The sequence below is a fragment of the Blautia sp. OF03-15BH genome (genome assembly GCF_003463065.1).
Classification (GTDB): Bacteria; Bacillota; Clostridia; order Lachnospirales; family Lachnospiraceae; genus Limivivens.
In genome coordinates, this window is the sequence record NZ_QSCM01000023.1 from 25,049 (window position 1) to 38,644 (window position 13,596).

Genomic DNA, 13,596 nt, shown 5'->3' on the forward strand with positions numbered 1-13,596 from the left:
ATCATAATATGATATCATATTCTACACAAAAAAACGTGCCCGAAAAATCAATTTTATATTAATTTTGGAGGAAAAAAGTATGAAAATAATAAGAACTGCTGTTATGTCCGATCTGGATGCGGTTGCTTCTGTTGAAGCGGAATGCTTTCCGCCTGCCGAAGCTGCCACAAAGGAGGAATTTGCGGAGCGTCTCCGGTATTACGGTGACTATTTCTGGCTGATGTTCGAGGATGAAAAGCTCATCGCCTTTGTCGATGGCTTTGTCACGGATGAAAAGGACCTGACCGATGAAATGTATGAGAAAGCTTCCATGCACAACGAAAACGGTGCATGGCAGATGATCTTCGGTGTCAATACGCTCCCTGCCTACCGGAAACAGGGGTATGCCGGTGAACTGATCCAGGAAGCAATCCGGACAGCAAAAAAACAGGGACGAAAAGGTCTTGTCCTGACCTGTAAAGATGCCCTGGTTCCCTACTACGCAAAATTTGGTTTTCAAAATGAAGGCGTCTCCGGCTCCGTCCACGGAAATGTGGTCTGGAACCAGATGCGGCTGGTATTCTGATAACCGGTAAATTGTTGAACGCAGATAAGCATTCCATTGACACACTTTGCTCTTTTCTTGCACGACTTTGTTATTTTTGTTCATAAAAATCTTCACCTGGCAGTTTCAACAGATGGCGATCGTTCCTATAAACAGAAAAACCGCCTGCGGGTCAGAAATTTCTTCCGCAGACGGTAAAACACTCGTTATCCTTTTACTTTCTTTTCTTTTTTCTCCAGATACAGGAAAAACCCCAGATTCAGAATGATTCCGACAAGCGTGGAAGCCGGAGCTGCCAGGCCGATCTTTGTCAGACTTGCGTCAGGCTGGATACTCATAAAGTAAGCCAGCGGCAGACGTACCAGAAGTGTCTGGATCAGTCCCTGTGTCATGACCCAGATGGTCCTGTTGGTTCCGTTGAAATAACCGATCATGCTGAAAAGAACTGCTGTCAAAATGGTTTCCAAAGCAAAGCCTTTCAGATAATCATAACCCTTCTGGATCACTCCTGCATCTGTGGAGAAAAAGCCGGCCAGGAGATCCCCCTTGAACATAACAAGTACAAAGACCAAACAGCCCACAGCCAATCCTACACCAATTCCTGTGAACATGGATTTTTTCGCACGTTTGTATTTACCTGCTCCCACGTTCTGCGAAACAAAGGAAGCCATGGACTGCATCAGTGCGCTGGGCACCAGCATGGCAAAGCTTACGATCTTGCAGGCAACTCCGTAACCGGAAGAAGCCTCCAGTCCCAGACGGTTGACGAAAGCACAAAGTGCCAGGAAAGAAAGCTGCGTCAGAAACTCCTGCAGTGCCAGCGGCAGGCCGATCTTGAGGAATTTCCGGCACTGGAGATTCAGGCGGAAATCTTTCCTGGTGATCACAAAAGGCATTTTCTTCCTGATCAGGAGCAGCACTGCAAACACAACGCTGAGTGCCTGCGCCAGAACAGTGGCAATGGCTGCTCCCGCCGCATCCAGATGAAATCCTGCCACCAGGATCAGGTCGCCGATGATGTTCACGATGCAGGCTACCAGAACAAAGAGCAGCGGAGACTGGCTGTCCCCCAGTCCCCGGAAGATAGCTGCCAACAGGTTATAGGCTACAATAAAAAAGATACCACCTCCACAGATACGGACATAGGCTGCTGTCAGATCGACAGCTTCCGTCGGAGCCTGCATCAGAATGGAGATCGGCCGTGCAAAACACACCATCAGGAAAAACAGTACTACAGAGATCATGGAAAAAACCACCACGGCTCCGCCGATCACAGCTCCGATCTGTTCCTGCTTTTTCTCTCCCAGATAACGGGCGATCAGAACGGTGATGCCCATCGCAAACTGCACCACCACAAATGTCACCAGGTTCAGCACCTGGCTTCCGGTAGAAACCGCGGAAAGTCCGGAGGTGGAGCCAAATCTTCCCACCACCAGAAGGTCAACGGCTCCGTACGCCGCCTGCAGGATCAGTGCCCCGAGAACCGGCATCATGAAAGCCACCAGTTTTTTCAGGATACTTCCCTGCGTAAAATCTGCTTTGTCATTTGTCATAATGATTCCTCCTCTCACACATGATCTCATAAAATTTTTCGATCGTCCGGATCATCTGATCCGCATCCTCTTCGGAGATCACAGAAAGATACGAAGACAGGTTGCTGAAATAAGTCTCATCATATTTATGAGAAAGGGCTTTCCCCTCTTCTGTGAGGGAAATATAAGTGATACGACCGTCCTCCGAAGCGGCAGATTTCTGAAGATATCCCTTTGCCACCATATCCTTCACTGTCCTGGTGACTCCGGGTCTCGGAAGTCCCAGTTTGTCACTGATATCGGATATTTTGACCTGAACACCCTTTTTCTCCAGTCCCTGGATCGTATCCAGATACTTGATGTAGGACGGCATCACACCTTCCGGCAGCGGCGGAAGCATTTCCCGGATCCGTTTAGCCTGATAACAGGCATCAAACATCTGCTTGATCTTTTCGTTTGTCATAAGCTTTTATTCCTCCACATATAGTTACCATAGTTAATTACCAATGATAATTATATAGATATTCCGCCATTTGTCAAGCAAAAAAGAAAACCAGCTGCCTGCAAGAGCAACTGGTTTTAAATGGTTCCATTTTTTATTTGTAACTGTTCAGAGCCAAGCAGATTTTCATGCAAAAGTGTGAGTCATGCTTGCATGAATGAACACTTTTACAGGGAAATCTATTTGGCGGATACGCCACACCGACGAAATGCGTAGCATTTTGGAGGTGGTTCTGAACAGTTACTTTTATTTTTTATCTCCGCTGTCGGCGATCATGTTCCGGATATCCTGCATCCGTTTGTCCAGAGCTGCACTCTGGCAAGAGCAGTCATAAAGCTCCTCCTGAATGAGCTTTTCCTGATCGGCCGGAATGTTCTTTTTATAACGGAGCTTATGCTCCAGGCTTGCCCAGAAATCCATGGCAATGGTCCGAAGCTGTACCTCCACATAGACAAATTTCTTCGTCTTCTGGAGGAAGATCGGCACCTGGACGATAAGATGAAGACTCCGGTATCCGCTGGGCTTTGGCTCCTTGATGTAATCTTTTTTCTCAACCAGAATGATGTCATCCTGTCTCAAAAAGCTTTCTGCGATCTCATAAATATCCTCCGGGAAGGAACAGATCACCCGCACCCCTGCGATATCCCGGATATTTTCTTCGATAGACTCCAGTGACATTGGGAGGTCTTTTCTTCTGATCTTCTTCAGGATACTTTCATAAGATTTTATCCGTGTTTTGATGCTCTCTATGGGGTTTCGGTCATATTCCAGAGAATATTCCTGGTTCAGGACACGGAATTTCGTCTCGATCTCCATACTGGCACACTGATAATAGGACATCAGAAGATCCATGGGCTTTTTATTTTTCTGGATCATCTCAAAAAACTCATCCGACAGAAGCCTCTGTTTGACAAACTCATCTCTTTTTTCATCCAGCAGGATACGCCCCTGCTGCTTTAATTCTTCCAGATTTCTCATTCATACGATACCTTTCCTGTTTTTATCCGCCTTTTCTCAACTCAAGAAATTCTCGATGATCACGTTTTCCGCTTCTGCCTCTGTCATTCCGAGTGTTCGAAGTTTCAAAAGCTGCTCATCGTTAATCCTTCCGATCGCCGCCTCATGGATGATCGCTGCATCCACATGCTTTGCCTGGATCTCCGGTATGGAGCTTACTTCTGCATGATCCATGATGATGGAATCACACTGGATATGGGCATGGCACTTGTTCTTTCCGACAGCTCTCGGATGGAACACCTGAGAGGAATGGCCTTTTCCGACCGATCTGGAAATGATCTGGGCAGCGGAACCGCTTCCGTTCATGGTGACTTCTATGTTGGATTCTGCTTTCTGTTCGCCATCTGTCATCAGACGTTCCAGCACAAACAGTTTTGCATCGGCATCCATGGACACGTTGGTCTCGCGCACCGTGGAATCGACACCCTTGATCTGTACCGTATCCAGCGTGAATACAGAGTTCTCTCCCAGCTCAATATTGGTCACAGGGTTCAGGATTCTGCTGCCGGTGCCGTTTCCCTCACCGTAATGCTTCTCTTCATAACGCACATTGGCATTTTTTCCTACATGGAAGGTATGGATCCCGTCATGGCGGCTCTCATTACAGCCACTGTTGTGGATCCCGCAGCCCGCGATGATCGTCACATCTGCTCCGTCTTCAATATAAAAATCATTGTATACCAGATCCGTCATTCCGGAAACACTCACCACAACAGGAATATAAACCTTCTCCGCAATGGTCGTTCCGTCAATAAAAATATCGATGCCCGGTTTGTCTTCTTTCTTCTTTATCTTGATATGTTCACTGTCCCCGTGACAAAGAGAGATCCCGTTCTGACGGAGATTGAAAGCCCCGCTCTGTCCAAATCCCTCACTGATCTTGTCCAGTACCTCCTGTGTGATCGCATCCAGCTTTACCATCAGTTTCTCCCTCCTTCCAGTCCGGTCATACATTTCTGGCATTTCTCCTGCTGAAACAGCGTCGGATAAACGTCGGCTTTCTTTCCGTACTGTCTGACTTCTCCATCCTCGATGACCATGATCTTGTCAGCCATATTGATGATCCGTTCCTGATGGGAGATCAGGATCAGACATTCCTTTTTTTCTCTGTGGATCTCTTCAAATCGGCGGATCAGCATGGAAAAGCTCCAGAGATCGATCCCTGCCTCAGGCTCATCAAAAATGCTGACCTTATGCGGCTTTGCAAGAACCGTAGCGATTTCCAGCCGCTTCATTTCACCACCAGAAAGCGTTCCGTCCAGCTGGCGGTTCAGATAATCATCTGAACAGAGACCGACAGCTGAAAGAAGCCGGCAGCTCTCGGCCTCGGAAAGTTCTCTTCCGGCTGCCAGAGACAGCATCCTTGTCACCGTCATCCCTTTGAAACGGGGTGGCTGCTGAAAAGCATAACCGATTCCTGCATTGGCCCGATGATCGATATCGTACGCAGTAATATTTTCTCCATCCAGATAGATCTCACCGCTATCTGCCTTCTCGATTCCTGCCAGAACCTTGGCCAGCGTTGATTTTCCACCACCATTAGGTCCCGTGATGACCAGCATTTCGCCATCCTCGACCTGAAAGCTGACATGATTGACCAGACAGCGTTTCTTCCCTTCTTCATTTACCTCAAAAGTCAGGTTTTCTACTTTTAACATATGTTTTACCTCTTTGTATTTTAATATAGACTTACAGAGATGTCTCTTTTTCCTATAATGAAATTTACTCCTTTTCCAGAAATCTGTCAACGGTACCTGTTTTCCTCTTGAAATTTTTATCCGTTCGCGTTATAATCGGCATATGCCGGAAATAAGGAGGAAAATCTATGTCAAGACCACAACGCTGCCGCAGGATCTGCTGCGCGCCCCAGTTTGATTCTTTTTCTCCGGAAAAAACACCGGAATCAGAAGCTGTCACCCTGACGCTGGATGAATATGAAGTCATCCGTCTGGTAGATCTTGAGAAAAAGGCACACAGCCAGTGTGCTGCACAGATGGATATTTCCCGTTCCACGGTCACGGAGATCTATGAAAGTGCCCGCGAAAAACTTGCCAGATGTATCGTTTACGGTCAGCGCCTCCTGATCAGTGGTGGGAATTACCGGGTCTGTGAAGGAAACGAGCAGGCCAGATGCGGACAATGCTGGCGGCAGGACACAGTGATAACAGTAAAAGAAAAAGGAGACAAAAACATTATGAAAATCGCAGTTACTTATGAAAACGGAGAAATTTTTCAGCATTTCGGACACACCGAACAGTTTAAGGTTTATGAAGTGGAAAACGGAACGATCACCAATGCAGAAGTGATCGATACCAATGGCAGCGGTCATGGCGCTCTTGCCGGCTTTCTGGTTCAGCACGGAGTCGATACTCTGATCTGCGGCGGCATCGGTGGCGGCGCTCAGAACGCACTTGCGCAGGCAGGCATCCGGCTTTACGGCGGCTGCAGCGGAAATGCGGATGACGCAGTTGCAGCTCTTCTTGCCGGCAGCCTGGGCTATAATCCGAATGTCCGCTGCAATCATCACGATCATGAGGGAAGCGGTCACACCTGTGGTGATCACGGCTGTGGAAGCCATTCCTGCCACTAAGACCATAAGGAGCCTTTATGACAGATAAGATCACTACTGTTTTATGGGATGTGGATGGCACACTTCTGGACTTCATTGCTGCAGAAAAGGCCGCCATCCGAAAACTTTTCAGAGAATACGATCTCGGCGAATGCACGGATGAGATGCTTGCCCGTTACAGTAAGATCAACCGTACTTACTGGGTAAAGCTGGAAAACGGCGAAATGACAAAACCGGAAATTCTCGTAGGCCGCTTCCGTGACTTCTTTGTATCAGAAGGTCTGGATCCTTCCATCGCCTCTGCATTTAATGAAAAATACCAGGATCGGCTCGGAGATGCGGATTCAATCGTTTACTGCAATGACAGTCTGAATCTTCTGAAATCTCTTCGGGGAAAAATCAGACAGTACGCCGTTTCCAACGGCACCATCGCAGCCCAGACCAAAAAGCTGAAGCTTTCCGGTCTCGGAGAACTGATGGATGGTATTTTTCTCTCGGAACAGCTGGGCTATGAGAAACCCAACATTGAATTTTTCAATCAGGTGTTTGATGCACTTGGTCCTGTGGACCGTTCAAAGGTCCTGATCGTCGGAGACTCTCTTACCAGCGATATCCGCGGCGGCAACAATGCCGGCATCCCTACCTGCTGGTACAATCCCCACGGTCTTTCTGCAGGTCCCGAATATCAGATTGATCACGAGATCAAAGATCTGCATGAGATCTATCCACTGCTCGCACTGTAAAAATGTATATTTTTTCACTTCAAAGCTCTTTTTGGCTGAAGCCGTACTTCTGCCAAAGAGAGCTTTTTTTGAACAGCCCCTGTTTTTATAAAATCACGGAATTTTTCTGTTTTACAGTAATAAAATTCATTAAAATTTTATTAAAATACAGGATTGGCTTTTTCATCTTAATGTGTTATCATGGTAAAGTTCTATTGTAAAAAATATTTACGAATAAGGGAGAAAAAAGAGAAACATGACAAAAGAAGATGTGCTTGAAAAAGCACTGCGTTCCTACTCCGCCTATTATGACGTAAACCGCGAAACACCGGAAGCGCCTTTTGCCGCGGAAGCTGTGTTTCATTCACACAGCAGCACCTATTTCCTTACAAAATCTGCAACCATCGGCGAAGCGGAATCCAATGAGTACGTATTTTTTGCCCTGGCTGATCGACTGGATGAAGAAAACTTCCAACGGCTTGATTCGCTGGCCTGGGAAAAGGGACTGAACCGCGTAACTCCTCATGCCAATCACAGAAACACCGATGTCTCCCTTATCATCATCGCTTCTTCCGTTACCGAAGAGGCAGAAAGAATGGTCCGAACCCGAAGCCATTACAAAAATTACCGCTTCAGTCTTCAGGGCTTCAGCCATTACCATCTGATTGTTTTAGATCTTTCCCGTGAAAAAGTGACCTGTAACCGGCAGGGACGTTCCATGAGAAAGATCTTTAGCAAAATATTTACCTTGCAAGAAAAGGAGAGAAAAAAATGACAGCGATTCTAATCATCGTAGCAGCGATCGTCCTGCTCCTGATCGGCTATGTAGGCTATGGTTCATGGCTTGCAAAGCAGTGGGGCATCGATCCGAAAAAATCCACTCCGGCTGTCGAAATGGAAGACGGCGTGGATTACGTGGCAGCAAAACCTGCAGTCCTCATGGGACACCACTTTTCATCCATCGCAGGCGCCGGTCCGATCAATGGTCCCATTCAGGCCGCGGTTTTTGGCTGGGTACCGGTATTTTTATGGTGCATCATCGGTGGAATTTTCTTCGGAGGCCTTCAGGATTTCGGTTCCCTGTTTGCATCCCTTCGTCACAAAGGAAAAAGCGTAGGCGAGATCATCCGCGATTCCATGGGAAAAAGAGCCCAGAAGCTCTTTACCATCTTTGCGCTGCTGGTGCTGATCCTGGTTATTGCATCCTTTGTCAACGTTGTTGCAGGAACCTTTATGAGTGACGGCGGTTTCGGCGTTTCTACTTCTCCGACCGGAAACCAGACCACCGCTATGATCTCTCTTCTGTTCATCGTTCTTGCTGTTATCTATGGATATATCACAAACCGTATGGGTGTCGGTACTCTTCCCGCAACCATCGGCGGCATCATCGGTATCGTTGCGATCGTTCTCATTGGTCTGAACTGTGGTTTTGTTATGAGCCGTATCGCCTGGATCGTTGCCATCGGTATCTATATCGCTGTGGCTTCTCTGGTTCCCGTATGGATCCTCCTGCAGCCGCGTGATTATCTTTCCAGCTTCCTGCTTTACGGCATGATGGCACTGGCCCTGGTTGGAATCTTTGTTTCTGCCTTCGCCGGACGTTCTACCTTTAACATTCCCGCTTTCACAGGCTGGAGCACTCCGATCGGAACTCTGTTCCCGGCACTCTTTATCACCGTTGCCTGCGGCGCCTGTTCCGGTTTCCACAGCCTCATTGCCACCGGTACCTCTTCCAAACAGCTGGATAACGAAAAACATGCCAAACCCATTGCTTACGGTTCCATGCTTATTGAGTCCGCTCTTGGTATCGTAGCCCTGATCGCACTTGGTATGGTTTATGAGAAATACACCAGCGGTGCTTTCGGCGGACCGCCTGCCGCTTTCGCAGCCGGTGTTGCCACCATGTTCTCTGATGAAGGTTCTCATACCTACAACACCATTTATGCACTTTTAACCCTGGCAGTTTCCGTCTTTGCCCTGACTTCTCTGGATACCGGAACCCGTCTGGGACGTTTCCTCTTCTCCGAGCTCTTCCTGAAAGAAAATGAAAAGAGCTGGAAGGATGCCACCGGCGCACGCCGTTTCCTGGCTCATCCCATGGTAGGTACCACCTTCCTGGTTGTCATCGGCTGCATCCTGGGCGGACTTTCCTTAAGTCAGATCTGGGGACTTTTTGGCGCTGCCAACCAGCTTCTGGCCGGTATCGCTCTGATGGCAGTCTGTGCATGGCTGGGACAGGCCGGTAAGAACAACAAAATGTTCTATGTCCCGATGGTATTCATGCTTGCGGCTACCTTAAGCAGCCTCCTCATCACGGTCAGGAAAAAACTCGTGATGATCTGTGACGGTGAAGCTCTCTGGGGCGACTGGTTCCAGCTTTTCTTCGCCGCAGCCATGGCGATCCTGGCAATCTTCCTGGTTGTGGAAGGAATCCAGACCTTCAAGAAACAGAAAAGCCTGAAAAAAGCTTAAATCCATCCACTCCCATAAAGAAACAGCGCCGCCGCATCCCTGTGATCTTCCGTCTCCTGCAAAGCAGAAGGCAGACACACATAAATGCGGCGGCGCGATCAATATTAAGAATTGTCCCATCAGGCAGCCCGTTGGCTGCCTTTTTTTCTGTCCATCAGCCACAGTACCAATCTGCTTCCGATATAACCGGAAAGCAGGCCCAGAAGCAGACCTCCCAGCACATCGGTAGGATAATGCACATACAGATACAGCCTGGAAAAAGCGATCAGTACAGCCAGCACCAGTGCCGGTTTCCAGAGACGCTTCTCTCCTGCCATAAAAAGTCCGGCCACCGATGCAAAGGAAGCGGCCGTATGACCGGATGGAAAGGAATAATCCACCGGCCTGTTCACAAGAAGCTGTATCGCCGTATTCACATCAAACGGTCTGGTTCTTGCTACTATCGGCTTTAACAGCACATTACAAAACAGAACATCCATCAAAAGAGCACCTGCCACGATAAGGCCGCTCTTTCTTGTCCTCGGCACCAGAAGCAGCACAGCCGCCAGAAGGATCCAGAAAGCTCCCGCATCTCCAAGATGTGTGATCGAGCACATGATCTGATCCAGTACCGGTGTATGCAGCTTCTGCAGCCAGTCTAAAATCTGAATTTCAATTCCTATTTTTTTCACTCCTCTCCGTTTTTTCAGAATCTGCCTGCTGATCTGGCAGGCGTATAAGTTTTTGCGATCTTTTTCATACGGATGATATAAACAGGTACCAGCGGGATCAGGGCTGCCAGCCAGGCTCCCGGATCACAGAGACAGATCCCGAGGAAGCCCAGAGGACCTGCCAGAACCGTAACCATGATGCCACGGGCCAGCAGTTCAAAAATGCCGCCTATCATAGGTACCAGTCCGTCTCCCATTCCCTGAAGTGTATTCCGATAGATAAAAATAGAACCCAGGAACGGATAACACCATGCCGTAGCATGGAAATATTCATTACAGATCGTCCGGATCTCTCCTGTCGGATCAGCGACAAACAGTCTGGATGCTGCTCCTCCCCAGAAAAATACAGCAAGGCCGCAGACAACTCCGACTATAATGGTAATGATCTGCGTGATCTTGACTCCCTGACGGATCCTCCGGATCTCTCCTGCTCCCATATTCTGGCCTACATAAGTTGCCAGCGTGATCCCAATGGACGGAAACGCCTGCGTCACAATATTGCAGATCTTTCCACTGGCCGAAAAAGCAGCAATATACGTAGCACCAAGAAGATTGACTGCTGCCTGTACCATCACCGTTCCGATGCCGGTAATGGAAAACTGCAGTGCCATAGGAACTCCCATCATCATCAGTCTGCCCGCACTGGCAGCGGAAAAGCCCCATTCTTCTTTTCGGATCTTTAAAATATCATATTTCTTTTTGATATAAAAGAAACAGGAAACAACCGAAACTGCCTGAGCGATCACGGTTGCATAGGCGGCTCCCCGTACACCAAGCGGGATCACTGCGATCAGAAGAATATCGAGAATGACATTCAGGACGGAAGAAAGGATCAGAAAGATCAAAGGCGTCCTGCTGTCTCCCAGAGATCTGCTCACTGCCGCGAGCATGTTGTAAGCGATGGTAACAGGAAGGCCTGCATAGATGATCCCGATATAGCCTGCCGTATCGTCAATGATCGTATCCGGCGTGTTCATCAGCTTTAAGATTCCCCGGTTCATCAGAAGAAGTCCGCCAGTCATCACTGCCGCCATGATGATGCAGAGATAAAGAGACATTACCGTATAATGACGAAGTCTTTTTTCATCTCCCGCTCCAAAGCTCTGTGCCAGAAGGATCCCGAAGCCTCCCGTCATACCTGTGATCCATCCAAAGACCACAAAGGCCAGGGTTCCTGTCGTTCCAACTGCCGCCAGGGCATTGACGCCGAGGAAGCGGCCTACGATAATCGAGTCCATCAGATTGTATACATTCTGAAAAATATTTCCCAGCAATACGGGAATCGTGAAGAAAATGATCAGCCTGAGAGGGCTGCCTTTTGTCATGTCATTCTGCATAAATTTTCTTTTTCTCCTCAAAAAACGCTTCAGGTCTTAGTTCTGTGGTTTACATATTTTGCTTTATATTTGGAATACAGGATCGTCTGTTCTTTATAAAGTCCGTAATAGCCGGAAGCCGCATAGCTGATGGAAACAGCGATCAGATAATAAGCCACACCCTCAAACCCGAACAGCTCAAAGGCAATGAGGATCGAGGTCAGCGGACAGTTGGTCACACCGCAGAAAACAGCCACCATTCCGGCTGCTGCACAGATGGAGGGCTCCATTCCAAGAAGCGTACCGAGCACACAGCCAAAGGTTGCTCCGATACAGAAGGAAGGAACGATCTCACCACCTTTAAAACCGGCTTTCATCGTAATAGCGGTAAGGATCAGTTTCCAGAGGAAATCCAGGGGTCTGGCCTCTCCTTCCTCAATGGCCTTTTCGATCAGACCGGTGCTGGCTCCCATATAATCCGTCGTGTGAAGGAGCAGCGTAATCCCGATGATCAGGGCACTGGCTGCCACAACCCGGATGTAGGGGTTTTTTAGCCATTTTTTATAGCCGGAAGCCACACCTTTTAAGGCAAGACAGAAAAGAATACTGACCACTGCACAGCCAAGTCCGACAATTCCGACCTTGATCCCGCTTTCAATCGTCAGAGCCGGGATATGACTCACATGAAAAACCTCCGGATGGATCCCCATGCCTGCTGCGAAATTGCTGGCGATCAGAGAAGCGATCACACAGGGAACCAGCGCCGTATAGTACATAACACCCACACTGACTACCTCCATGGCAAATACGGCCGCCGCCATCGGTGTCCCGAAAAGTGCCGCAAAGGCTGCACTCATACCGCACATAACCATCACATGACGGTCTTCCTCATCTAATGGAAGCCACCGTCCCAGCTGGTTTCCGATGCTTCCGCCAAGCTGGATCACCGCTCCCTCACGGCCTGCGGAACCACCGGTAAGGTGTGTCAGGGCTGTGGAAATAAAAACCAGCGGAGCTGCCCTTAAAGGAACACTGTCTCTCGAAGCAATCGTGGCAAATACCTGATTTGCCCCGCCGTCGTCCTTTCCAAAGGTCTGATATAAAAATACGATGACCAGTCCTGCTGCCGGAAGAAAATAAAATACCCAGTTGTTTTCCTGACGAAAGACAGTCACTTTGGTGAGTACAAAAGCAAACAAGGTACTGATCCCTCCCACTACACAACCACTCACAACTGCAAGCAGAAGCCATTTTCCAAGACTTGTCATCGTTTCCCGGATCCGGTTCAGATAGAAGACAAGCCCTTCTTTTGTTTCTTTCTTCATTTGAATCCCCTCTCTCTTTCTCTGGTACAAAAGCAGATGTTCTCTGTTATACCTTACAGACAGCTGCACTTTCCTGTCCATGTCATCGTTTATTATACAAAGCACATCTGGTAAAAGCAACTGGAAAATCTGCATTTCCAGTGGCGCTTTCCGTCTTCCTCTGTTAAAATAAGCAATAGAACCTAAGACTGTCTGTCTTTGGACAACTGCTGACTATGGAGGAATTCATTATGATCACAACCATCATCTTTGATATTGGAAATGTTCTGGCCGCTTATGACTGGGAAGGTGCTTTGAGGCGCCTGGGCTGCCAGGATGAAACGTTTGAAGCCGTGGCGGATGCTGTGTTCCGAAGCCCTGACTGGAAAGAAATGGACCGTGGAGTCCTGACACTGGAGGAGTTGCTCCAGCGCTTTATCCGGCGTGCTCCGAAATACGAAAAAGAGATCCGCCAGGTCATCCTTGATTATTCTTATATGGCCCGTCAATATCCCTATACCAGACCCTGGCTGAAGGAACTGAAGGAAAGAGGCTTTCGCCTTTACTACCTCTCCAATTACGGCGAGTTTGGCGTACAGGAGACTCAGAAAGCCCTGGATTTCCGGGAGCTGATGGACGGCGGCCTCTTTTCCTATGAAGTACAGCTGATCAAGCCCGACCGCTGGATCTATGAGGAACTGCTTCGTCGCTATCAGATCAGCCCCGAGGAGGCGGTTTTCTTCGATGACAGCCTTCCAAATATCGAGACCGCCTGCAGCCTGGGGATCCACGGCATCCACTTTACCGGTTACGAGGATGCCCGCAAGAAACTGGAGGCTCTTCTGGCGCAATAGAGTAGGAGGCGGTGACTAACCGCCGTCCTCTCACACCACCGTGCGTACCGTTCG

14 protein-coding genes are annotated in these 13,596 nt (G+C 48.5%); 6 read left to right on the forward strand and 8 right to left on the reverse strand.

Going from position 1 to position 13,596, the window contains the following annotated elements; genetic code table 11:
• Positions 1–79 precede the first annotated feature (79 nt).
• Positions 80–565 (forward strand): GNAT family N-acetyltransferase, encoded by a 486-nt coding sequence (locus DXA57_RS15630; protein WP_117768198.1) that lies wholly within the window; start codon positions 80–82, stop codon positions 563–565.
• A gap of 185 nt (positions 566–750) precedes the next feature.
• On the opposite strand, the gene DXA57_RS15635 is transcribed toward DXA57_RS15630, so the two are convergent.
• The 5 genes from DXA57_RS15635 to DXA57_RS15655 form a co-directional block, all read right to left on the reverse strand.
• Positions 751–2,097 carry an MATE family efflux transporter gene (locus tag DXA57_RS15635; RefSeq protein ID WP_117768199.1) on the reverse strand — a complete coding sequence of 449 codons (1,347 nt, stop codon included), beginning with the start codon at positions 2,095–2,097 and terminating at the stop codon, positions 751–753.
• Positions 2,087–2,539 carry a MarR family winged helix-turn-helix transcriptional regulator gene (locus DXA57_RS15640; RefSeq protein WP_117768200.1) on the reverse strand — a complete coding sequence of 151 codons (453 nt, stop codon included), beginning with the start codon at positions 2,537–2,539 and terminating at the stop codon, positions 2,087–2,089. Before DXA57_RS15640 ends, DXA57_RS15635 begins: the two co-directional genes overlap by 11 nt.
• Before the next feature lie 285 nt (positions 2,540–2,824).
• The gene (locus DXA57_RS15645) at positions 2,825–3,556 is read right to left on the reverse strand and encodes a GTP pyrophosphokinase (RefSeq protein WP_117768201.1); all 732 of its coding nucleotides are present in this window, start codon (positions 3,554–3,556) and stop codon (positions 2,825–2,827) included.
• Positions 3,557–3,592: 36 nt separating this feature from the next.
• A complete protein-coding gene (locus DXA57_RS15650) occupies positions 3,593–4,516 on the reverse strand; it encodes a SufB/SufD family protein (protein ID WP_117768202.1) in 924 nt (307 codons plus the stop codon).
• A complete protein-coding gene (locus DXA57_RS15655; RefSeq protein ID WP_117768203.1) occupies positions 4,516–5,253 on the reverse strand; it encodes an ABC transporter ATP-binding protein in 738 nt (245 codons plus the stop codon). The genes DXA57_RS15650 and DXA57_RS15655 overlap by 1 nt, the downstream gene beginning before the upstream one ends.
• A gap of 167 nt (positions 5,254–5,420) precedes the next feature.
• On the opposite strand from DXA57_RS15655, the gene DXA57_RS15660 reads away from it, so the two are divergent.
• From DXA57_RS15660 to DXA57_RS15675, 4 genes are all read left to right on the forward strand, one after another.
• Entirely contained in the window at positions 5,421–6,185 is a 765-nt protein-coding gene (locus DXA57_RS15660; protein WP_117768204.1) for a NifB/NifX family molybdenum-iron cluster-binding protein, read from the forward strand.
• Between the two features lie 17 nt (positions 6,186–6,202).
• Complete coding sequence (locus DXA57_RS15665; protein ID WP_117768205.1) at positions 6,203–6,907, forward strand: YjjG family noncanonical pyrimidine nucleotidase; 705 nt, start codon at positions 6,203–6,205, stop codon at positions 6,905–6,907.
• 235 nt (positions 6,908–7,142) lie between these two features.
• Positions 7,143–7,661 (forward strand): hypothetical protein, encoded by a 519-nt coding sequence (locus DXA57_RS15670; RefSeq protein WP_117768206.1) that lies wholly within the window; start codon positions 7,143–7,145, stop codon positions 7,659–7,661.
• Positions 7,658–9,358, forward strand: a complete 1,701-nt coding sequence (locus DXA57_RS15675; RefSeq protein WP_117768207.1) for a carbon starvation CstA family protein — start codon at positions 7,658–7,660, stop codon at positions 9,356–9,358. The genes DXA57_RS15670 and DXA57_RS15675 overlap by 4 nt, the downstream gene beginning before the upstream one ends.
• 119 nt (positions 9,359–9,477) lie before the next feature.
• Here DXA57_RS15675 and DXA57_RS15680 read toward each other — a convergent pair whose 3' ends face one another.
• From DXA57_RS15680 to DXA57_RS15690, 3 genes are read right to left on the reverse strand one after another with little or no spacing between them, the layout of a single operon-like run.
• Positions 9,478–10,020 (reverse strand): phosphatase PAP2 family protein, encoded by a 543-nt coding sequence (locus DXA57_RS15680; protein WP_117768212.1) that lies wholly within the window; start codon positions 10,018–10,020, stop codon positions 9,478–9,480.
• Between the two features lie 23 nt (positions 10,021–10,043).
• On the reverse strand, positions 10,044–11,405 hold the full coding sequence (locus tag DXA57_RS15685) for an MATE family efflux transporter (RefSeq protein ID WP_117768208.1): 1,362 nt from the start codon (positions 11,403–11,405) through the stop codon (positions 10,044–10,046).
• 29 nt (positions 11,406–11,434) lie between these two features.
• A complete protein-coding gene (locus tag DXA57_RS15690; RefSeq protein ID WP_117768209.1) occupies positions 11,435–12,709 on the reverse strand; it encodes a chloride channel protein in 1,275 nt (424 codons plus the stop codon).
• Positions 12,710–12,939: 230 nt separating this feature from the next.
• Here DXA57_RS15690 and DXA57_RS15695 point away from each other — a divergent pair, with 230 nt between their 5' ends.
• On the forward strand, positions 12,940–13,542 hold the full coding sequence (locus DXA57_RS15695) for an HAD family hydrolase (RefSeq protein ID WP_158571346.1): 603 nt from the start codon (positions 12,940–12,942) through the stop codon (positions 13,540–13,542).
• The last annotated feature ends 54 nt before the right edge of the window (positions 13,543–13,596 follow it).